At 67.4% G+C, this 21,129-nt stretch carries 24 protein-coding genes; 7 read left to right on the top strand and 17 right to left on the bottom strand.

Annotated features, from left to right (window positions below; all coding sequences use genetic code 11):
* Positions 1 to 81: 81 nt before the first annotated feature.
* From WDC82_RS17445 to flgB, 8 genes are all read right to left on the bottom strand, one after another.
* Positions 82 to 462, bottom strand: a complete 381-nt coding sequence (locus WDC82_RS17445; RefSeq protein WP_340118649.1) for a hypothetical protein — start codon at positions 460 to 462, stop codon at positions 82 to 84.
* A gap of 21 nt (positions 463 to 483) precedes the next feature.
* A complete protein-coding gene (locus WDC82_RS17440; RefSeq protein ID WP_340118648.1) occupies positions 484 to 2,856 on the bottom strand; it encodes a PAS domain S-box protein in 2,373 nt (790 codons plus the stop codon).
* Between the two features lie 243 nt (positions 2,857 to 3,099).
* A complete protein-coding gene (gene flhB, locus WDC82_RS17435) occupies positions 3,100 to 4,185 on the bottom strand; it encodes a flagellar biosynthesis protein FlhB (RefSeq protein ID WP_340118647.1) in 1,086 nt (361 codons plus the stop codon).
* Between the two features lie 18 nt (positions 4,186 to 4,203).
* Positions 4,204 to 4,932, bottom strand: coding sequence for a flagellar biosynthetic protein FliR (gene fliR, locus WDC82_RS17430; RefSeq protein ID WP_340118646.1), 729 nt, complete (start codon positions 4,930 to 4,932; stop codon positions 4,204 to 4,206).
* A gap of 40 nt (positions 4,933 to 4,972) precedes the next feature.
* On the bottom strand, positions 4,973 to 5,239 hold the full coding sequence (gene fliQ / locus WDC82_RS17425) for a flagellar biosynthesis protein FliQ (protein WP_340118645.1): 267 nt from the start codon (positions 5,237 to 5,239) through the stop codon (positions 4,973 to 4,975).
* Between the two features lie 70 nt (positions 5,240 to 5,309).
* A complete protein-coding gene (fliE, locus tag WDC82_RS17420) occupies positions 5,310 to 5,618 on the bottom strand; it encodes a flagellar hook-basal body complex protein FliE (protein ID WP_340118644.1) in 309 nt (102 codons plus the stop codon).
* Positions 5,619 to 5,743: 125 nt separating this feature from the next.
* The gene (gene flgC, locus WDC82_RS17415; protein ID WP_340118643.1) at positions 5,744 to 6,151 is read right to left on the bottom strand and encodes a flagellar basal body rod protein FlgC; all 408 of its coding nucleotides are present in this window, start codon (positions 6,149 to 6,151) and stop codon (positions 5,744 to 5,746) included.
* 29 nt (positions 6,152 to 6,180) lie between these two features.
* Entirely contained in the window at positions 6,181 to 6,585 is a 405-nt protein-coding gene (flgB, locus tag WDC82_RS17410; RefSeq protein ID WP_340118642.1) for a flagellar basal body rod protein FlgB, read from the bottom strand.
* Positions 6,586 to 6,776: 191 nt separating this feature from the next.
* On the opposite strand from flgB, the gene csrA reads away from it, so the two are divergent.
* From csrA to fliP, 5 genes are all read left to right on the top strand, one after another.
* On the top strand, positions 6,777 to 7,037 hold the full coding sequence (gene csrA / locus WDC82_RS17405) for a carbon storage regulator CsrA (RefSeq protein WP_340118641.1): 261 nt from the start codon (positions 6,777 to 6,779) through the stop codon (positions 7,035 to 7,037).
* A gap of 216 nt (positions 7,038 to 7,253) precedes the next feature.
* On the top strand, positions 7,254 to 7,619 hold the full coding sequence (locus tag WDC82_RS17400) for an EscU/YscU/HrcU family type III secretion system export apparatus switch protein (RefSeq protein WP_340118640.1): 366 nt from the start codon (positions 7,254 to 7,256) through the stop codon (positions 7,617 to 7,619).
* Positions 7,616 to 7,942 (top strand): hypothetical protein, encoded by a 327-nt coding sequence (locus WDC82_RS17395; RefSeq protein WP_340118639.1) that lies wholly within the window; start codon positions 7,616 to 7,618, stop codon positions 7,940 to 7,942. The genes WDC82_RS17400 and WDC82_RS17395 overlap by 4 nt, the downstream gene beginning before the upstream one ends.
* Before the next feature lie 63 nt (positions 7,943 to 8,005).
* The gene (locus tag WDC82_RS17390) at positions 8,006 to 8,383 is read left to right on the top strand and encodes a flagellar biosynthetic protein FliO (RefSeq protein ID WP_340118638.1); all 378 of its coding nucleotides are present in this window, start codon (positions 8,006 to 8,008) and stop codon (positions 8,381 to 8,383) included.
* A complete protein-coding gene (gene fliP, locus WDC82_RS17385) occupies positions 8,380 to 9,135 on the top strand; it encodes a flagellar type III secretion system pore protein FliP (RefSeq protein WP_340118637.1) in 756 nt (251 codons plus the stop codon). Before WDC82_RS17390 ends, fliP begins: the two co-directional genes overlap by 4 nt.
* Positions 9,136 to 9,156: 21 nt before the next feature.
* Here the strand turns inward: fliP and WDC82_RS17380 are convergent, their stop codons facing one another.
* The gene (locus WDC82_RS17380; protein WP_340118636.1) at positions 9,157 to 10,362 is read right to left on the bottom strand and encodes a patatin-like phospholipase family protein; all 1,206 of its coding nucleotides are present in this window, start codon (positions 10,360 to 10,362) and stop codon (positions 9,157 to 9,159) included.
* A gap of 374 nt (positions 10,363 to 10,736) precedes the next feature.
* On the opposite strand from WDC82_RS17380, the gene WDC82_RS17375 reads away from it, so the two are divergent.
* Entirely contained in the window at positions 10,737 to 11,480 is a 744-nt protein-coding gene (locus WDC82_RS17375) for a 1-(5-phosphoribosyl)-5-[(5-phosphoribosylamino)methylideneamino] imidazole-4-carboxamide isomerase (RefSeq protein WP_340118635.1), read from the top strand.
* 104 nt (positions 11,481 to 11,584) lie between these two features.
* Entirely contained in the window at positions 11,585 to 12,487 is a 903-nt protein-coding gene (locus tag WDC82_RS17370; RefSeq protein WP_340118634.1) for a DMT family transporter, read from the top strand.
* A 6-nt stretch (positions 12,488 to 12,493) separates the two neighbouring features.
* On the opposite strand, the gene WDC82_RS17365 is transcribed toward WDC82_RS17370, so the two are convergent.
* From WDC82_RS17365 to fliM, 8 genes are all read right to left on the bottom strand, one after another.
* Positions 12,494 to 15,979, bottom strand: a complete 3,486-nt coding sequence (locus WDC82_RS17365; protein WP_340118633.1) for a tetratricopeptide repeat protein — start codon at positions 15,977 to 15,979, stop codon at positions 12,494 to 12,496.
* Positions 15,979 to 16,842 (bottom strand): flagellar motor protein MotB, encoded by an 864-nt coding sequence (locus WDC82_RS17360; protein WP_340118632.1) that lies wholly within the window; start codon positions 16,840 to 16,842, stop codon positions 15,979 to 15,981. The genes WDC82_RS17365 and WDC82_RS17360 overlap by 1 nt, the downstream gene beginning before the upstream one ends.
* A complete protein-coding gene (locus WDC82_RS17355; RefSeq protein WP_340118631.1) occupies positions 16,832 to 17,506 on the bottom strand; it encodes a flagellar motor protein MotB in 675 nt (224 codons plus the stop codon). Before WDC82_RS17355 ends, WDC82_RS17360 begins: the two co-directional genes overlap by 11 nt.
* A gap of 7 nt (positions 17,507 to 17,513) precedes the next feature.
* Positions 17,514 to 18,173, bottom strand: coding sequence for a protein phosphatase CheZ (locus WDC82_RS17350; RefSeq protein ID WP_340118630.1), 660 nt, complete (start codon positions 18,171 to 18,173; stop codon positions 17,514 to 17,516).
* Positions 18,174 to 18,216: 43 nt separating this feature from the next.
* Positions 18,217 to 18,606, bottom strand: coding sequence for a response regulator (locus WDC82_RS17345; protein WP_340118629.1), 390 nt, complete (start codon positions 18,604 to 18,606; stop codon positions 18,217 to 18,219).
* A gap of 115 nt (positions 18,607 to 18,721) precedes the next feature.
* On the bottom strand, positions 18,722 to 19,411 hold the full coding sequence (locus WDC82_RS17340) for a magnesium transporter MgtE N-terminal domain-containing protein (RefSeq protein WP_340118628.1): 690 nt from the start codon (positions 19,409 to 19,411) through the stop codon (positions 18,722 to 18,724).
* Between the two features lie 26 nt (positions 19,412 to 19,437).
* A complete protein-coding gene (locus WDC82_RS17335; protein ID WP_340118627.1) occupies positions 19,438 to 19,980 on the bottom strand; it encodes a DUF6468 domain-containing protein in 543 nt (180 codons plus the stop codon).
* Positions 19,980 to 21,050: a flagellar motor switch protein FliM gene (fliM, locus tag WDC82_RS17330; protein WP_340118626.1), complete on the bottom strand. Its 1,071-nt coding sequence runs from the start codon at positions 21,048 to 21,050 to the stop codon at positions 19,980 to 19,982. The genes WDC82_RS17335 and fliM overlap by 1 nt, the downstream gene beginning before the upstream one ends.
* Positions 21,051 to 21,129: the final 79 nt, after the last annotated feature.

The raw sequence follows: 21,129 nt of genomic DNA, 5'->3' as shown, positions 1-21,129 counted from the left end.
GAGGGGAGAACATTCGCGAACCGCTAGTTGCCGAGCACTTCCTTCACCATCTCGGCGAATTTTCCGAGGCCGAACGGACGTCTACGAGCGAGAGTCCGACAAGTAGGTCGCTACCGAGAGCGACAGGCGGAACTCCGAGAGCCGGTGGATCAGCGTTTCGCCCAAGTCTATCGAAACCATCACCTTGTTGTCGTCCAGCATAAGCCCGATATCGAGGATGCGAAACTCCACGTCATCGAGGCGAGACAGGGCCGCCAATCGTTCGGCATGACCTGAAAGAAACTCTTCGATTTTCGAAACGAGGTCATTGGGACTGTCCTCATCCCCCACATTATAATGCAGGCAGACTACCTCGGCGCCATCTTGTCCGGGGGTGTCGACCCGGTAAGGCTCCAGCTTCAGGACGTCTACCACGGCAGCGGGATCAACCGTTGCGCCGCCAATGCGCAGAACACAGATCATCCCAGTTCTTCCCTGACCAATTTATTCGCCGAGCACTTCCTTCACCTTGCCGGCGAGCTGCTTGAGGCTGAAAGGCTTGGGCAGGAAGTGGATGCCGGTGTCCTCGTCGAGGCGCTTTCTGAAGCTGTCCTCGGCGTAACCGGAGATGAAGATGACCTTCAGATCCGGGCGGGTCTGGCGCACCTCCTTGACGAGGCTGGGCCCGTCGAGACGCGGCATGACCACATCGGTCACCAGCAGGTCGATGGGGTCCTGCTGCTTGCTCAGGATCTCCAGCGCGGTCTCGCCGGAATTGGCCTCCAGCACGATGTAGCCCTTGTTGCGCAGGGCCCGCGCCGAGAAGGCGCGCACGGCGTCCTCGTCCTCCACCAGCAGCAGGGTGCCGGCGCCGGTCAGGTCGCGGCGGTCCTGCGCCTCGGCCTCCTGGATGGTGGCGGCGACCTCCTGCTCGGCGACGGCGGGCAGGAAGATGGAAAACGTCGTCCCCTCGCCCAGCGTGCTTTCGACGAAGACGTAGCCGCCGGTCTGCTTGACGATGCCGTAGACCGTGGAGAGACCGAGGCCGGTGCCGGCACCGACCTCCTTGGTCGAGAAGAAGGGATCGAAGATGCGGTCGAGGTTCTCCACCGGAATGCCGCAGCCGGTGTCCGTCACCTCGACGACGGTGTAGTTGCCCGGCGGCATGGTCTCGTCCTTCAGCTTGCGCGCGCGCTCCACCTTCACGCCGGCGGTACGGATGTTGAGCACGCCGCCGCCGTCCATGGCGTCGCGGGCGTTGACCGCCAGGTTGATGATGACCTGCTCGAGCTGGCCCTGGTCGGCCTTGATCATGCCGAGGTCGCGGCCGTGGCTCATCTTCAGCTCGATGTTCTCGCCGATGAGGCGGCGCAGTAGATGCGACAGCTCGGCCAGGATGTCGGTGAGGTTCAGGAGGCGCGGCTGCAGCGTCTGCTGGCGCGAGAATGCGAGCAGCTGGCGCACCAGGTTGGCGGCGCGGTTGGCGTTCTGCTTGATCTGCATGATGTCGGCGAAGGACTGGTCGCCCGGCCGGTGGCGCAGCAGCAGCAGATCGGAAAATCCGATCATCGCCGTCAGCAGGTTGTTGAAGTCGTGGGCGATGCCGCCGGCCAGCTGACCCACCGCCTGCATCTTCTGCGACTGGGCGAACTGGCGCTCGAGGTTCTTCTGCTCGGTGGAATCGATGAAGTGCACCACGAAGCCGGCGAGCGAGCCGTCGCTGCCCTCGGTGCGGTTCACATAGAGAGTGCAGACCGGCCCCTCGGCACTCGCCAGGCGGACCTCCAGCGGCAGCGCCCGGCGGTTCGCCGCTTTGTCCGCGGTGGGCACCAGCGCCGCCTTCAGGGCCTCGACGTCATCCTTGGCCACCAGGTCGAACAGCGAGACCGAGCGCAGCGCCTGGCGCTCGCGTCCGATGAGACGGCCGAGGGCGTCGTTGCACTCCTGGATCGCCCCCTTGGGATCGATGAGGGCGATACCCGCCGGCGCCTTGGCGAAGAGCTGCTCGAAGCGGTGCTCGGATTCCTCCAGCGCCGCGGCCATGGCCATCTCGCGCGAGAGGTCGCGCACCACCGAGCGGGTACGCAGCACCCTGTCGTCCTCGCCGGTCACCACGTCCTGGCGGATCGAGGCGCGGAAGGTCTCGCCGTCGGCGTCCTTCAGCAGCACCTCGCCCTGGGAAGCCCCGGGCAGGCCGAAGGGATCGTAGGACGGCGTGCCCGCCGGCACATTGGCGACCACGTCGTGCAGGCGCACCCGGCCCAGTTCCAGGTCGTTCTGCGCCAGGCCCAGCCATTCGCAGAGCGTGTGGTTGGCGAACAGGAAGCGCCCTTCGGCATCGGCCGAGTAGAAGCCGACCGGCGCGTTCTCCAGCAGGTCGACGAAGCGCTCCTGCTCCTCGCGCATGATCTGTTCCATCTGGCGGCGCGGCGTGATGTCGTCGACCACCCAGTAGACGTAGCCGGGATAGCCGGGCAGCGGATAGGCCGCGACGAAGCGCCAGTCGTAGCCGCTCCTGCGGCCGGCCCCGCCACCCGGGGGCCCCGCGGCGGGGACGCGGATCTCGGCCTGGCCGAGCAGCCCGCGCTGGGCCTGCTGGTCGATCTGCTCGATCTGGCGGCGCGCCTCCGGGTCGCTTTTGACCTGCTCCAGGAGCAATTCGGGAATCGGCCGCTCGTCGCCGCCGAAAAAGGACTCCAGCGCCGGATTGGCCAGGATGCTGCGCCCGGCGGGCGAGACCACCTGCCAAGGCTTGGGCACGGCGGCGAAGACCGACTGGCACAGGCTGGGCCGCCGGCGCTGCCAGTACCAGAGCGCGCCCGCGCCGGCCGCCCCGCCCAGGGCGGCGCCGATGACGAATGTGAGCAGGCTCAGCAAATGGGGGGCCTCCCCGGTCCCTCTTGGTGCCGCTTTCCGATTCGCAAAGTAGCGGCAAATGGTTAACCAAGATTAACCAAGGGGCCAAGACATATCGGTGCTGAGCGGCATCTGTCGCGGGCTGAATTGCCCGCACCCTGCCTCCTGAAGGCTGTCATCCCGGCACTTGATGCCGGGATCCATTGCCCTCTCCACGGGACGACAGCAGTGCACGACGTTAGTGAATGGCCGCATGCACCAGGCCTAGCGCGGACGGCGCGCCGGCAGGCCCTTCTTCAGGCGCATGACGTAGCCGATGATCTCGGCGACCGCCTTGTAGTGCTCCGGCGGGATCTCCTGGTCGATCTCCACGGCGGCATGCAGCGCGCGGGCGACCGGCGGGTTCTCGACGACGGCCACGCCATGCTCCTCGGCGATCTCGCGGATGCGCAAGGCGATGTTGTCGACGCCCTTGGCGACCACGCGGGGCGCCTCCATGGTGCGCTGGTCGTACTTCAGGGCGATGGCATAGTGGGTCGGGTTGGTGATCACCACGTCGGCCTCGGGTACCGCCGCCATCATGCGCTTCCTTGCGCGCTCCACCCGGATCTGGCGCAGCCGGCCCTTGATCAACGGATCGCCCTCGGACTGCTTGTGCTCGTCCTTGATCTGCTGCTTGGTCATGCGCAGCTCTTTCATGTGCATGTAGCGCTGATACATGACGTCGGCCAGCGTGATGAGGGTCATCACCGCCAGCACGCCGATGATCACCTTGACCGCTTCGTCGCGCACCATGGCCAGCATGTCCTCCACCGCCATGGTGGGAATCATCTGCAGGCTGTCGCGGTCCGGCCAGACGATCATCATGACCACGGCGCCGACGACGGCGAGCTTCAGCATGCCCTTCAGGAAGTCGGCCAGCGCGCGGGTCGAGAACATCTTCTTGAAGCCGCTCTTGAACGAGATCTTCGAGAGCTTGGGGCGGATCTGCTCGGTGGTGACGATGATGCCGTTCTGGATCGTGCCGGCGGCCAGCCCCGCCGCCAGGATGATCGCCAGGGGGATCAGCGACACCTTCAGAACGGCGAACACCGTGAGGCCGAGGAGGTCGCGCATGGCGTTGCCCTCCAGCGACATGAGGTGCGGCTGCTCCAGGAAGGGGCGCAGCACCCCGCCGATGTCGGCCGAGAGCGACGGTGAGAAGATGCCGACCACCAGCGCCATGGCCAGGATCATGAACCAGTGCGAGACTTCCTGGGAGCGCGGGACCTGGCCCTTCTCGCGGGCGTCGGACAGGCGTTTGCTTGTCGGGTCTTCTGTTTTTTGTGAGTCGTCGTCTTCGCCGGCCATGCTGGACCTCTCCCCGCCTCAGCGCAGCCCGGCGAAGGGCAGCATGACTTCCTCGAAGCCGGCGATGAACCAGGCCAGCAACGCCGGCAGGGCGATCATCAGGATGCCCAAGCCGACGACGATCTGCAGCGGAATGGCGATGAAGAAGACCTGCATCTGCGGCATCAGGCGCGACAGCAGGCCGAGCCCGAGGTTGAAGATCAGCGCCACGGCGACGAAGGGCGACGCGATCTGAAAGCCGAGCAGGAAGGTCTTGGAGACCACCCGGGTGACCATCTCGGAGAAGTCGCCGACCAGGAGCGGCTGGCCCGGCACGAAGATCTGGTAGCTCTCGATCACGCCGCGCAGCAGCACGTGGTGCAGATCCAGGGTGATGATGATGAGCAGCGCCATCATGGAAAGGAAGGAGCCGGCGATGGAGCCCTGCTGGGCCGCCGTGGGATCGTTGGTGAGCGCGTTGGCAAGGCCGGTCACCATCGCGATCATCATGCCGCCGATGGAGAGCGCGGCCATCAAGATGCGCGACACGGAGCCGAGAAAGAAGCCGACGAAGACCTCGCCGAAGATAAGCAGGAACAGCGCCATGGCGCTGTCGGGCAGCGCCGGCAGCACCGGCGGCAGGATCGGCAGCACCACCACGCTGACGGTCAGCGCAATCAGCAGGCGGATGCGCGGCGAGATGTAGGCCTCGCCGAAGCCGGGCATCAGCATCAGCGCGGCGCCGAGCCGCACGAAAACCAGCAGCAAGGAGAATGCCTGTTGAGGGAGCAGCTCGGCCAGCATGGCGCTAACCGAGGGCGATCATGCGGTCGAAGAGTCCCTGGGAGAAGGTCGTCAGGCTGCTGAGCATGAACGGCAGCATCAGCATGACGCCGAAGAAGATGACGATGATCTTCGGCACGAAGGTCAAAGTCATTTCCTGAATCGAGGTGAGCGCCTGGAACAGCGCGATGGCGAGGCCGACGGCAAGCGCCAGCAGCATGACCGGCGCGCCGATCTTCAGCATGATCCAGATCGTCTCGCGGCCGATCTCGATGGCTTCCGTGCCGTTCACCGCATTCCCCTTTGCACGCTACCGATCCCGGTCGCCCGCAGCGGCCCGTATCCCCAATCGCCGCGGGTCATCAGATCGGCATGCGCAGGATGTCCTGGTAGGCCGCCACCACCTTGTCGCGCAGGGTGACCACGGTCTCCAGGGTCATCTCGGCCTTGGACACCGCCATTACCACCTGGGTGAGGTCGGCGGTGCCGGCAGCGGCCTGGATGGTCTGGCTCTCGCCTTCCAGCATGGTGTCGGCGGCGCGTTCGGCGGCACGGCGCAGCATGGCGGAAAAGTCGCCGCCGCCGCTGTCGCGGGCCTCCATGCCAGAGGAACCGCCCTGGCGCAGCATACGGTCATAGGCCGCAACGGCCCCGGTGATATTGATGCTCATATGGCTCTCTCCGTCGGACGCTCTCTAGGAGCGCCTAAGGCGGCCGTCCTGGCGGGTCGGCGGCGCCGTCCTGGCGCCGCGAAACGGGTTTTCCCTGCGCCTTAACGCAGGATGTCGCCTGCGCCTTAGCGCAGGATATCTATGGTCTTCTGCAGCATGGAGCGCGACGACTCGATGACCTTCAGGTTGGCCTCGTAGCTGCGCTGCGCCTCGCGCAGATCCGCCATCTCCATCAGCGAATTCACGTTCGGGGTCAGCACGTAGCCGTCCTCGTCGGCGGCCGGGTGGCCGGGCTCGTAGCGGCGCTGGAAGGCGCCGCGGTCGGCGACGATGGAATCGACGCGCACCGTCTCCACGCCCAGCGAGCGGTCGAGCTCGTTCTCGAAGGTCACCAGCTTGCGCCGGTAGGGTTCGCCGCCCGGCGTCTGCGCCGTCGAGTTGGCGTTGGCGATGTTCTCCGAGATGACGCGCAGCCGCGTGCCCTGGGCGCGCATGCCAGCGGCGGAGATGTTCAGTGACTTATCGAGGTCCATCGTCTCGTTGTCCTATTCCGCGTGAGGCCTTACTGGCGCCCGCGCAGGGCCATCTTGAACATGGCGACCTGCTTCTTGTAGAGGTTGGTGATGGCGTTGTAGTCGTTCTGCGTCTGCGTCACCTTGACCAGCTGCTCCTCCACCACGACGGCGTTGCCCGAGGGGGCGATCTCGTAAGGGTTCTTGTCTTCGACGCCGCGGTCGTCCGCCTTCAGGCTGGAGCTCTGGATATGCCCGCCCTGGGTCGCCACCGGCTTCAGGTTCGGCGCGAAGCTGCGCTCGACCATGCGGCGGAACTCCTGCGGCTTCAGGTCGTGCGGCACGTAGTCCGGCGTGTCGGCATTGGCGATGTTCTGCGCCAGCACCTGCTGGCGCTGGCCCAGCCAGTCCATCCTTTTGCCGAGCAGGCTGAAGATTCCGGGCTTGGCGTCCATAACGTTCCTGGTTGCTGCATCGACGGCGCGTTGAAAGGCCCGGGTTCCCCCGGCTTTCGGGAGCCTCTAGACTCCATGATCACGGTTGCCTTGTTAAGAATCCGTAAAACGGGCTAAATTGTGTATATTAACCAAGGTCCGGGGGCCTGGAGGCTGGCGGTCCGCGGGTCTGGGGGGAGCCAAGAGGGCAGATGCTGTATCTGACGCGCAAAATTGGCGAGTCTGTCATCATTAATGACAACATCGAAGTGACCGTGGTCGACATCCGCGGCAAGTCCATCAAGCTCGGGTTCACCTTCCCGAGCGATGCGACGGTGCTGCGGCGGGAGATTTTCGAGCGCATCCAGGAAGAGAACCGCGCCGCCGCGGTGGGCGACGACGACGCCCTGGCGGAGGCCCTCAAGGGCCCCGGCATGCCCGCCGGCGACCCCAAGAAGGATACCGGCACTTAACCCGGGCTTAACCCCTCCGGCGTCCGCACAGCCCTTCCCTAATCGCCTCTGATCGCAGGCGTTTTTTTAGCGTCCGCCGCCGCCGGCGCCGCTTTCTCTAACCATTCGTTAAGCATGATCGGTCACCATTGGGGTGGACCCGAAGGATTGCCCGTCGGGTCGCCTGGCGCCGACGCGTGCCGGGTCCTGCAGGGATCGCGCGAAAGTAGACCTTTGGTGACCGAAAAGCCCCGGCCCGGACAGAAGCCCGAACGCAGCCTGGCCATCGCCCTGGAGAACGTGACCGCGGAAGCGATCGCCGGCTCCGCCCAGGGGCAGGCCGGGCGCGGCGCGCCGCGGGTGGTCGCCAGCGGGCGCGGCGCGGTCGCCGAGCAGATCCTGCAGATCGCCTTCGAGCGCGGCGTCAAGGTGCGCACCGACAGCGATCTGGCGGAGATCCTGGCCGCGGTCGAGGTCGACAGCGAGATCCCGCTGGCCGCCCTCGCCGGGGTCGCGGAGATCCTGCGCTACCTATACAGCACCGATGCCCGGGCACAGTCCGCGCGGCCAGCCGAAGATGAGAATGAGGAGTTGAGACCGTGAGTAACACCGCTGCCCTGGAATCGGAGATGCAATCCCTCGCGGCGCGCCTGCGCAAGGCGCGCCAGGGGCTGTCGCGCGGCACCATCGTCGACCTTACACCGATCGAGCAGGACGTGAAGTGGCTGTGCCGCAGCATCGAGACGCTGCCGGCCGAGGAAGCCTCCAGCCTACGCCCGCGCCTCTTCGGCCTGCTGGAGGAGGTGAACCAGTTGGGCGAGAACCTGCGCGCCGGCCTGGGCGAACTGGCCCAGCTGTTGAGCGCGGCCAGCGACCGGCGCAAGGCGCTGAACGCCTACGCCGCCCCCCAGACCGACAAGCCATAGGATGCCTGACGCGCGGTCCGCGGAGAGACTCCCGGGCATGAATGGGGCGATTGGGGACGTTTGATGGATTTCGCCGAGTATCTTCGGTTCTTCGTGGCGCTGGGCTTCGTCCTGGTCCTGATCGCCGGCCTGGCGGCGCTTGTGCGCCGCTCCGGCTTCGGCGGACGGCTGACCGTCGCGCCGAGCGCCGGCAGCGAGCGGCGCCTTGCCCTCGTCGAGGTGCGCCCGCTCGATGCCAAGCGCAAGCTGGTCCTGCTGCGCCGCGACGACCGCGAGCACCTGGTGCTGCTGGGGGCGAGCGGCGACCTGCTGATCGAAAGCGGCATCCCCGCCCGCGAGAACAGGCAGGCGGATGCCGTCCCGGCGCCGCCCGGCACCGCAACGGCACCGGACAACCTCGTCAATCGCATGATCGCCAAGCTGCGGAGGCAGCCGTCATGATGCCGCGACCGCGCCTCGGCCTCTTCGCGGCCCTGCCCGGCCTGCTCGCGCTGGCGCTGCTGCTGCCGGGCGACGCGCTGGCCCAGGCGCTGACCTTCGACCTCGGCGCCGAAACCGTGGGCACCACCACCGGGCGCATCGTCCAGCTGATCGCCCTCATCACCGTCCTCAGCCTGGCGCCGTCGATCCTGGTGATGATGACGTCCTTCACCCGCATCGTCGTGGTGCTGTCGTTCCTGCGCACGGCCATGGGCCTGCAGCAGACGCCACCCAACTCGGTGATCATCAGCCTCGCCCTCTTCCTCACCGCCTTCGTCATGATGCCGACCCTGGAGGCGGTCTATGACGAGGCCCTAGCGCCGCTGATCAACGAGGACATCACCGAGTTCGAGGCCTTCGACCGCGCCCAGCAGCCGGTGCGGACCTTCATGCTGCGCCACGTGCGCGAGAACGACCTGCGCCTGTTCATGGACCTCACCAACACCAGTGAGGTCGAGGGGCCGGAGGCGACGCCGATGCGCGCGCTGATCCCCGCCTTCATGATCAGCGAACTGCGCCGCGCCTTCGAGATCGGCTTCCTGCTGTTCCTGCCGTTCCTCATCATCGACATGGTGGTGGCCTCGATCCTCATGTCCATGGGCATGATGATGCTGCCGCCGGTGATGATCTCCCTGCCCTTCAAGCTGATCTTCTTCGTTCTGGTCGACGGCTGGTACATGGTCGCCGGCAGCCTGGTGCAGAGCTACGGCTAGCCAGGCGGACCCGGAGTCCGCCTACTTGTCCTCGACGATCAGCGTGGCCGGCGGCTGCTCCCACCAGTCGATGCCTTCTCGCGCCATGTCGTAGCCCAGCTGATAAAGCGCGTTCATATAGTGCGGATCGAACATCTCTTGGGGTTCGACAGCGAAGTCGTCCGGCACGAAGGTGAGCCGGAAGTTGCCGCCGTCACGCTGCGTCAGCAGGTAGATGGAGCTGAGGTCACCGAGGCCCTGGGTGCGGATCAGCGATGAGATCGACGTCGCGGTGACCGTGAAGATGCCCGCCTCCACAGGCTTCCATGTCGGTTTCAGCTTGGAATTGCGGATCACGTAGATGTTGAAGGGTTCCGTGATCTCGGCGCGCTCCAGCACGCGGGCAAAATCCAGGGTGCTCGGATAGACGAAGACCTGCGACACCGCACCGCCATCCACGTGAAGCTCGTCATAGGTGGTCCCCGCGACCTCCACCTCGATGAGCACGGGGGGAAAAGCGCCCGGGATCGACGCCGAGGCCAGCAGAATATCGACGATGAGCGCTCTCTTTTCCGGAAAATCGCTGGCGGCGATCGAGGTGATGTTCCAGGCCACCGGCCGTCCGGCATCCAGGTTGGTCGTGCCCACGAACAGGCGCCGCCCGATCCGGTACTCCTCGGACAGCCTGCGGATCATCTCGTCGTCGACGTAGTGCTCGATCACGCCACGCAGCTTGCCATTGCCGAAGGCGGCATCCCCGGTCGCAATGACCGTCCAGGCGCGCATGTCCACCAGATCTTCGGTCGCGTTCGTCGTGTAGACCTCTTTGAGTTCGTCGTCGTAGTCGGGCCCAAGAAAGATGAAAGGCGCCGACAGCGCGCCCGTGCTGACCCCGGTGACGATCTGGAATTCAGGCCGGGTGCCGGAGGCCGTCCAGCCGTTCATCAAGCCAGCCCCGAAGGCGCCGTCCGCGCCGCCGCCGGATACGGCCAGGAAGTTCGCCCGCTTTCCGTACCAGCTCGGCACCAGAGCCTGTAACTGCGCCGGCGACCAGGTCCGCAAGCGCTCCAGCAGCAACGCCGGTGCCTGATCCCCCCAGAAGCGGGCATCCGGCGGAAGGCCCGGAATTTCCGCCAGTTGGTCATCGACCTGGGGGAGCGGGTTCCGGTCGGCGACGCTCCCACAGCCTGCCAAGAGCAGCACAGCGGGAACCTGGGTCAGGCAAGCCCACACCAGCTTCAACGACATCCGGCCCCCTTTTTATAATCAATTCGCTATCATTTTACCGATTAACTTGGAGAGTCCACTCCTTCACCGTCACCTCACAACCGCCTCCACAGGGTGGCGCGCAGGACCAGGGCCACCCTTGCCAGCGCGGCGATAAAGAAGGCGACCGAGGACCAGCCGAATGCGGCCGCGAGAACGCCGGAGACCGCCGGCCCCACCGACGCGCCCCCGGGGCCGGCGGCGCGCGGCTTCCGCGCGGCCCTGCTCGATCAGGTCGGTCCGACAGCGCCGGCATAAGCCGCCCTAGGACCAGACCCCGTCGATTCTCCTTCCCAGCAGGCCCCGACGCTTCCACAATGCGCCCAGGCGCACTCGGAAACGACCGGGAGATTGCCATGATCATCTATCCAGACATCGAACTGCAGAAGGGCCACTGCGTGAACCTGCGGCGCGGCCGCGCGGACGCGCCCGTCGTCTACGACGTCGACCCCGTGAAAGCGGCCCGCGACTTCGCCAAGCAAGGTGCCGAATGGCTGCACGTGGTCGACCTGGACGCCGTCTTCAACGACGGCGACAACGCCGCCGTCATTGAGGAAATCATCCGCAAGGCCGGTTGCCCGGTGCAGGTCGGCGGCGCCATCCGCTCCATGGAGCGCGTCCATCAGTGGATCGAGGCCGGTGCCGGCCGCGTGGTCATCGCCACCGCGGCGGTGAAGTATCCTCACCTGGTGCGGGAGGCGGCGACCGCCTACCCGGGGCAGGTGGTGGTCTCCATCGACGCGCGCGGCGGCAAGGTCGTGGTCGAAGGCTGGCGCGAGGCGACGATCTTCACGCCGGTCGACTTTGCCCGCGAATTCGAGGATGTGCCGCTCGCCGCCATCATCTACACCGACATCGATCGCGACGACGACGAGCCGGAAAGCAGCCTCTCGCACACCACGGAGCTGGCGGCGGCGGTCAAGACGCCGGTCATCGCCAGCGGCGTGGTGAAGTCGCTGCAGGACATCTCGGTGCTGTTGCTGCTGCAGAACATCTCCGGCGCCATCACCAGCCGCGCACTGTTCGGCGGTGCCTTCACCCTGGCCGAGGCGATCGCGCTGGCCCGCGAGCCGGTGCCGGAGCCGGCGCCGTTCCTGTAGCGGCGTCGGCCGGTTTCCGACAGCCGCCCGGTCGCTGCTGACATAGAGCTGTCAGGAGCGGGCGCGTAGGCTTGCGCTTTATTCCCGCAGCGGAGCGCAAGACCTTGAACACCCTTCCCGGCCGTGCGGAGGGACATCTGCTGGGCATCGTCCTGGTGATTCTCTCCACGCTGGCTTTCAGCCTGGCCGGCATCCTCACCAAGGCGATCGCGGCGGATACCTGGACCATCCTCACCTGGCGCGGCCTGGTCGGCGGTCTGCTGATCGCCGCCTACGCCGGCTGGCTCGGCCGCCGCAAGCCGCTGTCCCAGCGCTTTCGGCTCGGCTGGCGAGGTTGGCTGCTGGCCACCGTCGGCAGCCTCTCCAGCATCGCCTTCATCGCCGCCTTCAAGCAGACCTATGTCGCCAACGTCGCGCTGATCTATGCCACGGCCCCATTCCTGGCCGCCGCGCTGGGCTGGCTGGTGATGCGCGAGCGGGTCCGCCAGCGCACCCTGGCCGCGGCCCTCGTCTCCTGCCTCGGCATCGCCGTCATCTTCAGCGGCGGCCTGCAGGTCGGCAGCCTCACCGGCGACGCCCTCGCCCTGGCCATGACCTTCGGCAGCGCGCTCTACATGGTGCTGATCCGCAAGTTCGCCGACACGCCGGTGGTGCTGGCGGGTGGCGCGGCCGGACTGCAGCTCTTCGCCGCCGGCTGGTTGGTCGTCGATCCGCTCGCGGTCTCGCGCCATGACGCGCTGCTGCTGGTGCTGTTCGGCCTGGCCTTTGCCGTCGCGGTGGTGCTGTGGACCGAAGGCACCCGGCGCATCCCGGCCGCCGAGTCCGGCCTGCTCGGCTGTGCCGAGACGCCCTTCGCCGCGCTGCTCGCCTGGTGGCTGCTGGCCGAGCTGCCGCCGGCGGCCAGCTTCCTGGGCGGGGCCGTCGTGCTGGCCGCCGTGCTGATTCATGCGGGGTGGGATATGCGCAGCGGCTATGTCCTGCGCCGGCAGGCGAAGCTCAGGACCTGAAAGGCGCTAGTTGACCTGGCTGAGGTTGCCCTCGGCGAGGCGCTGGCGGTAGTTGGCCATGAAGTCCTGCGCCGCCGCGACCTTGCCCAGCTCGTCGGCGATGGAGCCGACCACGACCTTCTCACCGTCGCCGACCAGCAGGTTGAAGGTGTCGGCATGCGGCCCCTTGGCCATGGCGGCACCGTAGCGGCGGTCGAGGTCTTCCAGCTCGACCTTCTCGTCGGCCAGCATGAGAGCGACCGCCAGGTTGACGACGAGTTGACTTTCCTCCTCCGCCAGCGGGCGGCGCGGCGGCAGCAGGGGAACCAGCTTGGCAAGGGAAACGACCGCCTGCGGCCACTCGCGCTCCTGCCAGTGGATGTCGGCGCGCAGTTGCTCGGCTTCCAGGCTGTCGTCGCCTTCCAGGACCGCCAGCGCCTCGCCGGCGCGGTCGAGGTCGGAGAACGCGCGGGCGCGCAGCTGGCGGCGCTGCGCGACGACCGGACCCTCGAGGCCCTCGACCTCGCTGATGTCGAGTGCTTCCAGTCCGGCGGCGGGATCGCGGTCGAGCAGATGCACGAGGGCAAGGCGCGCGCCGATGCGTGCCTTCTCGGCACCATCCAGCCGGTAGCGCACCTGGCCTTCCAGCAGTTCGGCGGCCCGGTCCAGCAGGTCGACCTCGACCAGGCGGTCGGCGAGACCGGCGATCATCTTGTCGCCCTCGGGGCCGCTCGGGGTCAGCTCCATGAATTCCTGATACAGCGCCAGCGCACGCAACGGCGGCACGTCGGGATCGCCGGGGCCCTGGTAGATCCCGGCAAAGATCTCGCGCATGCGCTGCGCCGAATCGCGCGCCGCCGGGCCGTCGGGGAAGCTCATCACCGCCTCGCGCAGGGCATAGAGCGCGTCGCGGTGGCGGTTCAAACCGACGTAGAGATCGGCAACCTTGCGCAGCAGGGTGAACTCGAAGAGGTCGCCGCGCCAGGCAAAGCGCAGGCGCTCCAATTCATCGATGGCAGCCTCGGCGGAGAGGGTGCCTTCGTCCATGCCCAGCTCGATCAGCGCCAGGCGGGCACGCGCCTGGGACGACCGGTGCGCGCTGTCGCGCGCCTCGCTCCACAGCCGGCGCGCCTCGTCGGGTTCGCCCTTGGCCAGCTGCAGCATGCCCTGCACGACCTTCACCTGCGCCAGTTCGCGGTCGTCGAGAGGCTCGCGCAGCAGAGCAGCGATCTGCAGCGTCCCGGCTTCCACGTCGCCGGCCCGGATGAAGGCCTCCGCCGCGGCGAGTCCGAGCGGCAGGCGGACGTTGCGGGCATAGGGCTCGATGAGGTCGACGGTGGCGGCGAAGCCGGTGGCCGCGGCGGGCCAGTCCTCCGCGTGGGCAGCCAGGGCGGCCTGCCACAGCAGCGCCTCGCGCTCGCCGGCCAGTGCCGGCTGCGCCAGGGTGACGGCGGCACCGCGGTAGTCCTCGATCATCACCTGGCTGGCGGCTTTCATCAGCACCACCTCCGGGTCCTGGGCAAGGCGCGGATGATCGTCCTCGATCACCTGGACGGAGCCGAGCGTCTCGCTGTCGAGACCGTGGGCGAAGTAGAAGCGCGCGAGGTCGAGCCGCGCAAGGCCGAGGCGCGTCTTATCGAGGTTCGCCATGGCGGCCAGCAGGGCCTTGCGGTTGTCCTGATAGGTATCGATGCCGCCGCGGCGCCAGGCCTCGAGGTCGAAGAGGCCCGGTGTATTGACCGCAGGATCGGCGGCGCGCTGGCTGCTGCGCCGTTCCGCCGCCTTCGACACCAGCAGGCCGTCGCGGTCGCGCACCAGCACGCCGTTGCGCACGGTGGCCACCTCGATGCCGGCGGTCAGCGGCTGCAGCACGATGCCCTGGTGGGTCGGCAGGCTGCGGAACTGGGGAAAGCCGTAGGGCAGCGTCAAGCCCATGCCCGAGCCGCGCACCGGCACCACCACCAGGCGGTCGCCCGCATCGGGATCGGTCACCCACAGCATGCGGCCGGTGCCGACCACCGGATAGCGCACGCGCGCCCCGCGCGCCGCCTCCTCTTCGGGATTCTCGACCACCGGTGCGGCCAGCGCGCGCTCCGGCAGCGGACTGCGCGGCCGCAGGTCGACGCTCCAGCTGGTGCCGTCGCGGCTGAGCCGCGGGGCCACCGTCGGCTGGGTGAGAATGAGCAGGATGGTCGCGCCGCCCTCCTCCAGCAACCGCACGTCGCCGAGGTGCGGCGCGCTGGCGGCGATGCGGTTCACCAGATCGGGCGGCGCCGGACGGTCGAACACCAGCCAGAGATGATCGCCGCGGCGGAAGGCCGCCGCCGCCGTCGGCTGTTGCCAGGAGAAGGTCAACTTGACCGGCACGAAGCCCTCGGCCCGCGGTCCCTGCGCCTGCGAGATCAGGAAGTCGGGCATCGGCTCGGTGGCGATGGCGAGCTCGCCGCGTTCGGCATCGGCGATGACGACCGGTGCCGTCGGCGCCGGCTTGTCCGCGACCTGCACGGCCTGTTGTTTCGGGGCCTGTTCCGGCTCGGCGGCGGCGGTGCCGCCCATAGCCTTGGGCACCAGCGGGGTCGGGACCGCTGCCGGGGGCGCTTCAGGGGCCGCTGTCGGGGCCGCCGCCGGAGCCGTCAACTCGGCAGCGGGCGCCGGCTCGGCCTTCGGCGCCACAGGCGCATCGGCGGTTTCGGGCGCCGCGGGGCGCGGCGAGAGGTCCTCCACCGCCGCGGCCTTCGGTGTCTCTTTCGCGGCCACCGCGGGCGCGGCCGGCACGGCCGGCTCCGGCGCCAGGACGTCGAGCACAACCTTGGGGCCCGCGTGGTCGAGACGCAGGCGGTTGCCCGCGGGGAAATCGATGGTCACGCTGTCCGGACCGGCGCTGATCGCGGCGATCTGCGGCAGGCGGTCGACCCGCACGCCGGAGAGATCGAAGGCGGCGGGGCGGTCGAAGACCAGGCGCGCGCGGCCCGGCGCCTCCTCCAGAATTTCGCCGACCGGCGCCGACCAGTCGAACACCAGGCGGCTGAAGTCCGCATGGCGACCGCCGCGCACGGTGACGCGCTCGGCAGCCTCGGCAGCCGGCTTTTCCTCTGCCGTCGAAGCGTCCTGCGGGGCGGGCTGCGGGACAGCCTGCAGATCGATCACGATCTTGGAGCCGAGGCGGAAGTCCTTCAAGGTGACCGCGCCGCTGAGCGGCAGGGTGAGGCTGCGGCCGTCCGCTGCGACCTCGGCCGCCGCCGTGTAGCCCTCAAGCCCGTCGCGCAGCAGCACGCCGTCGAAAGCCGCCGCCTCGCCGAAGCGGACGGTCAGGGCGGCGCCGTCGACGCGCGCCTCGTAGTCCACCGCGCGCGGCCAGTCGAACACGATGCGGCCGTAGCCGTCATGCAGGCCGCCGCGCACGCCCACCGATACCGGATCGGCGGCGGCCAGCGGCGCGGCGACGCCGCACAGCAGCAGCAGGGCGATCAGCAGGCGGGGCAACAGCTGGTGGGGCATTAGGTTGCGGGGCATCAGCGCGCCTCCGCGGCGTAAGCGTGGACGATGATGTCGACGCGCCGCGCCCGCGCCATGCGCGCCTCGTCGGGCAGCGTCGGGTCGACCTCGCCATACCGGGCTGCGCCGTAACCGCGCACCAGGATCTCACCGCGGTAGCCGACCTCGCTCAGCATGCCGGAGAGGACGGCCGCGCGGGCGAGCGACAGTTCCCAGTTGGAGGCATAGCCGGCGCCGATCTGCTGCGGGTCGGCGTGGCCGGCGATCTCGATCACGTTGCGCAGGTTGCGCAGCACACCGCCCAGGGCAAAGGCCGCCTTGCCGCCGGCTTCACCCAGCTCGATCGAGCCCGGTGCGAACAGCAGATCGCCGGGCACCGAGATCACCAGCCGCTCGCCGTCATGCGTCACCCGCACCTGGTTCAGCTGGGCGTCGGCTTCCACCTGTTCCTTCAGCACCGCCGCCAGGTAGCCGAGATCGGTTCCCGGCGCCCGCTCCACCGCCTCGGCGGCCTTCGGGGCCTGCGGCAGGGCGACGACGATTTCCTGCACGCTCTGCAGGTTGGGGTTCAGCGCGTCGACGAGGTTCTGCCATTCGGTGGTCTTGATGGTCGACATCGAGAACAGCAGCACGAAGAACGTCAGCATCAGCGCCGACAGGTCGGTGAAGGTGAGGAGCCAATCCTGCGAGCGGTCGCGGCCGTCGCCGCGATAGACCAGCACCGCGGGAGACACCATCTGCCACGCGGCGCCGGCCCCGGCAGCGCGGGCACTGCTGTCCCTGCCGTCCTTTTTGCCGCCACCCGTCTTGGCGTCGCCGGTTTTGGGGTCGCCCGTATTGGGGGTGCCCGTCTTGAAGGCGTCGGTGTTGTCAGCCGCCATTGCCGGTCCCCGCTGACGGCGGCGCGTCCACCTGGATGGTGAAGTGGAAGCGGACCTGTCCGGGAAAAGCCGGCAACAGACCGGCGGATAGGCTGGCCGGGGGCATCCCCTCGCGCTCCAGCGCGCGCACCAGCGCACCGGCTCGCGCCATCGCCTCCCGATTGCCGTCGACACCGCTGGCGCTGCCGCGCAACCCGTAGAACACGTCGACCTCAAAGCCGGCTCTGGCGAAACGTGGATCGGCCATCACGCTGGCGATCAACCGCAGGGTCTCGGCACCGTCGGGGAGCAGGTCGTTGCTGTCATCGGCAAAGAGATCGGCGACCGGCATGTCGACCTGCAGGATCCAGCGGCCGGCGGCGTCGCGGCTTTCGACCAGCGGCAGTCCGTCGCCGAACAGCTGGCTCAGCGAATCGACGGCCTCCTGTGCGCCTTCGAAGATATCGGCGGCGGCCGGCGTGGCCTGCACGTTGCGATCGGCCGGGACCAGTCCCTGGAACGCCTGGCGCACGCTGTCCATGACGGCGTCGCGGCGCTCCTCCTCGAAGCTGGACAGGGAGTTCAGCAGGATGAAAAAGGCCAGCAGCAGGATGTTCAGGCTGAGCAGCGCAATGATATTGCCATTGCTCTGACCCGTACCCGAACGCGGAATGCCGCCAGCCATTGCGGCCTCACCCGAACAGCGCGTCGATGTCGTCCTGGCTGATCGCGTTCTCGGGCAGCTGCGGGCCGTTCAGCAGATCCTCGTCCGGGCGGGCGGGCTTGCCGCTCGGCGTGGTGGTCTTCTTCTGCGCGCCGCGCGGCGCGCCATCCTTCTTGATGTCATCGCCGAAGGCGTGCAGCAGGGCGTCGACCTTGGACTCGATCTGCTGCAGCGCCGTCACCACCTTGGTGATGCGCTGGCCGGTGATGTCCTGGAAGCCGCAGGCCTCGAAGATCGAGGTGACCGCCGCCGAAACCTGCTCGGCCACGGCCGGGTCCATCTTCTCGGTCAGGGTTTCGATGGTCTCCACCGCCTCGAAGATCTGATGCGTCGCCTGCTCGGTCGAGCCGACGATCGCCGTCAGCTCATCGGTCGCCGCCGGCAGGTGTTCCGAATTGATATCGTCGGGCCGGAGCTCGGCGATTTCGGCGCGGGCGGTGTTGATGTACTTCGCCAGCGCCTCGATGTCGGCGTAGACCTTCAGGCCGACAGCGGAGAGGTCGCCCTCCATGCTGTCGATGACCGATTCGACGATGCCGAGCAGGTCGTCGGGGCTAATCGAGCCGTCGACCTTCTGCAACTCCTGAAGCTGCACCGCGATCTTCTCTTTGACTGCCGCGACAGCCATGACGCGCCTCCTTGCCCAATTACGGGAGTATCGTGACCTGGGCTCAGAAGTTGCCGAGAACGGCAGCGAGCTTGGTCTTCAGGGTCGCTGCATTGAACGGCTTCACGATGTAGTTGCTGACGCCGGCCTGCTTCGCCGCGATCACGTTCTCGGTCTTGCTCTCGGCCGTGATCATGATGAAGGGCAGGTCCTTCAGCTTGGTGTCGGCACGGACCTCGGTCAGCAGCTGCATGCCGCTCATCGGTTCCATGTTCCAGTCGGAAATGACCAGGTGATATTCCTTGTCGCGCAGCTTCTGCAGCGCGGCGCTGCCGTCGGTAGCTTCGTCCACATTGGTGAAACCAAGCTGCTTCAGCAGATTACGAATGATCCGCAGCATGGTCTTGTAATCGTCCACGATAAGGATCGGCATGCTCATGTCGACTGACGACATCGGTTAAACTCCCGTATGTAAACTTGCCTACTAGAGACGCGTGTGAATTCACCGAAAACCTAGCCAATCGGCGTTAATACTCGGTAAAAAACTAAAGAAGATCCTGTCTTTATGCCTATTCCCGCGGGATCGGCAGCTCGCGGCGCTGGGCCAGCTCGAGGGTGACCTCCTTGGCCCGCTCCGGGTTCATCTGGGCCAGGATCGGGGCGGTTTTGCGCTCCTTCATGCGCTCGACCACCTCGAGCAGCACCTCCATGTCCAGTTCCTCGAAGATGCGCGCGGCATCCTTCGGCTTCATGCTCTCGTAAATCCTCACGAGGCTCTGCATCTGCTCTTCGGTCTGCTCGTCGTGCTGGATCAGGACGGCCTCGATGGCGGCCTGGAGACGCTCGAGATCCTTGATCTTCTGGTCGATGCGCTGCTCGGCCGCCTTCAGCAGAATCTCGCGCTCGTCGATGTCGCGGGCACGCTGCTCCAACTCTTCGCGGCGCTGGGAGAGCGACTGCAGCAACTGCAGCTCCTCATCCGTCATCTCGAAGATGTCGGTCGAGAGATTGGTGATCTGGCCCTGCGGGATCGGCCCTTCGGTCCCGGCCTCCGCCGCCCCCTCGCCCGGCATCGCGTCGCCGGGCGCCGCCGGTGCCTCTTCCGCCGCCGGATCGCCGGCATCGGTCTGCAGCGGCTGGGCGTCCGCGGCGGCAAAGGCGGGCGTCGGCCCGCCGAAGCTGTGCCACAGTCCGGCGAGCTTAATGCCGGTGCCGAGCATGGCAACCAGGATGAGGACCGGCAGGAAGCGGAAACGCATGGAAGGACCTTCTTTCCGGCGGCGGGTCAGCGGATCGCCTGCAGGGTGCGCATCAGCTCGCTGTCGGCGCCCGAGAGCTTGCGCTTGGCGAGCTTGGCGATACCGCGCGCGGCCGCCTCGGCGGCGGGATCCTGCGGCGCCTGCGGCTTCACCGTCTCCACCGCCGCGCGCGGCGCCGGCGCGGGAGCTTGCGTGCCGAGGCCGGAGAGGCCGACGGCCGCCGCCTGGTTCACCTTGCGCGACGCGGCAATCTGCACTTCCAGGCGATCGGCGATCTCGTTGCCCTTCTTCACCAGGAAGGCCATCTCCTCGGCCAGGCGGCAGGCGTCGGTAACATTCTTGGCAAGAGAGTCGGAGGCCTGCGCGCTGCCTTCCTTGAGCGCCTGCAGGCCGCCCTCGGCCTGGCCGGTCGCCGCCGCGAAGTCGCCGAAGAGCTTCTCCAGCTCGCCGCGCGCGGCGCGCAGGACGCTGAGCTTACGGTTCAGCGCCACGGCATAGCCGATGGTGGTCACCAGCAGCAGGCAGATGACGATATCGAAGACAAGACCGTAGTCCTGCAGCCAAGCCATCAGGATTCTCCCTCCCGCACGATTTTATCGGAGACCTGCACGGCGATGTGGCCGCCGCGCCGTCCCATCTTCCCGCGAAACATCTGCACGTCGCCGCAGCGCAGCTCGATCTTCGAGTTCGGCGTGGCATTCAGTTCCAGCTGGCTGCCCTCGATCCACTCGAGGACCTTGCCGAGCGGCATCTCAACCTGGTCGAGCACCGCGTCGATGGTGATGTCGGTCTGCCACAGCTCGGCGGTGAGATGGCCTTCCCAGATCGAGTCGCGGCCGAACTTCTCGCCCATGAACATCTGCAGCAGCAGTTCGCGCACCGGCTCCAGCGTGGCATAGGGGATCAGCAGTTCGATGAGGCCGCCGCGGTCTTCCATGTCGACGCGCAGGGTGACCACGATGACCGCGTTGGCCGGCCGGGCGATGGTGGCAAAGCGCGGGTTGGTCTCCAGGCGGTCGAAACGGAACGTGACCGGAGACAGCGGGTCGAAGGCGGCCGAGAGGTCGGCCAGCACCACGTGGACCATGCGCTCAACCAGGTTGCGCTCGATGGTCGTATAAGGGCGGCCCTCGATGCGCATCGCGGCGGTGCCGCGGCGGCCGCCGAGCAGCACGTCGACGATGGAATAGATCAGCGCACTGTCCACCGTCATCAGGCCGTAGTTGTCCCACTCCTCGGCCTTGAAGACCGAGAGCATCGCCGGCAGCGGGATCGAGTTCATGTGGTCGCCGAAGCGCGCCGAGGTGATGTTGTCGAGGCTGACCTCGACGTTGTCCGAGGTGAAGTTGCGCAGCGAGGTCGACATCATGCGCACCAGGCGGTCGAAGACCACCTCCAACATCGGCAGGCGCTCGTAAGACACCAGCGCCGAGTTGAGGATGGCCTGGATGCCCGACTCTTCACCCTCCTCGCCACCGGTGGCGGCGACGCCCAGCAGGCTGTCGATCTCGCTCTGGTCGAGGACGCGGGTGGAGCCGGCCGGGGCGGCTGCGGCCGAAGCGGCAGCGCCGTCGGCGTCGTCGTCGCCTTCGTCGGCCATGGCTTCCCACTCCGCCATCATCGCTTCTTCGTCGGCCATATCAGCCACTAACCCTTTGATCGAAAATACATCTTAAAGTTCGGCTCGGTCCGAGCGCCGGCGTACGGAGGGCTTTGCC

The organism is Pelagibius sp. 7325 (genome assembly GCF_037652055.1).
Taxonomy (GTDB): domain Bacteria; phylum Pseudomonadota; class Alphaproteobacteria; order Kiloniellales; family Kiloniellaceae; genus Pelagibius.
The sequence above is the reverse complement of the archived record's forward strand: the minus strand, read 5'-3'. Positions and strand labels throughout refer to the sequence as shown.

Bases quoted from the DNA above. Each gene is read 5' to 3' on its own strand.
- WDC82_RS17445 (WP_340118649.1), bottom strand. From the start codon at position 462: ATGATCTGTGTTCTGCGCATTGGCGGCGCAACGGTTGATCCCGCTGCC.
- flhB (WP_340118647.1), bottom strand. From the start codon at position 4,185: ATGGCCGGCGAAGACGACGACTCACAAAAAACAGAAGACCCGACAAGC.
- fliE (WP_340118644.1), bottom strand. From the start codon at position 5,618: ATGAGCATCAATATCACCGGGGCCGTTGCGGCCTATGACCGTATGCTG.
- flgC (WP_340118643.1), bottom strand. From the start codon at position 6,151: ATGGACCTCGATAAGTCACTGAACATCTCCGCCGCTGGCATGCGCGCC.
- flgB (WP_340118642.1), bottom strand. From the start codon at position 6,585: ATGGACGCCAAGCCCGGAATCTTCAGCCTGCTCGGCAAAAGGATGGAC.
- csrA (WP_340118641.1), top strand. From the start codon at position 6,777: ATGCTGTATCTGACGCGCAAAATTGGCGAGTCTGTCATCATTAATGAC.
- WDC82_RS17390 (WP_340118638.1), top strand. From the start codon at position 8,006: ATGGATTTCGCCGAGTATCTTCGGTTCTTCGTGGCGCTGGGCTTCGTC.
- fliP (WP_340118637.1), top strand. From the start codon at position 8,380: ATGATGCCGCGACCGCGCCTCGGCCTCTTCGCGGCCCTGCCCGGCCTG.
- WDC82_RS17380 (WP_340118636.1), bottom strand. From the start codon at position 10,362: ATGTCGTTGAAGCTGGTGTGGGCTTGCCTGACCCAGGTTCCCGCTGTG.
- WDC82_RS17375 (WP_340118635.1), top strand. From the start codon at position 10,737: ATGATCATCTATCCAGACATCGAACTGCAGAAGGGCCACTGCGTGAAC.
- WDC82_RS17365 (WP_340118633.1), bottom strand. From the start codon at position 15,979: ATGCCCCGCAACCTAATGCCCCACCAGCTGTTGCCCCGCCTGCTGATC.
- WDC82_RS17360 (WP_340118632.1), bottom strand. From the start codon at position 16,842: ATGGCGGCTGACAACACCGACGCCTTCAAGACGGGCACCCCCAATACG.
- WDC82_RS17355 (WP_340118631.1), bottom strand. From the start codon at position 17,506: ATGGCTGGCGGCATTCCGCGTTCGGGTACGGGTCAGAGCAATGGCAAT.
- WDC82_RS17350 (WP_340118630.1), bottom strand. From the start codon at position 18,173: ATGGCTGTCGCGGCAGTCAAAGAGAAGATCGCGGTGCAGCTTCAGGAG.
- WDC82_RS17345 (WP_340118629.1), bottom strand. From the start codon at position 18,606: ATGTCGTCAGTCGACATGAGCATGCCGATCCTTATCGTGGACGATTAC.
- WDC82_RS17340 (WP_340118628.1), bottom strand. From the start codon at position 19,411: ATGCGTTTCCGCTTCCTGCCGGTCCTCATCCTGGTTGCCATGCTCGGC.
- WDC82_RS17335 (WP_340118627.1), bottom strand. From the start codon at position 19,980: ATGGCTTGGCTGCAGGACTACGGTCTTGTCTTCGATATCGTCATCTGC.
- fliM (WP_340118626.1), bottom strand. From the start codon at position 21,050: ATGGCCGACGAAGAAGCGATGATGGCGGAGTGGGAAGCCATGGCCGAC.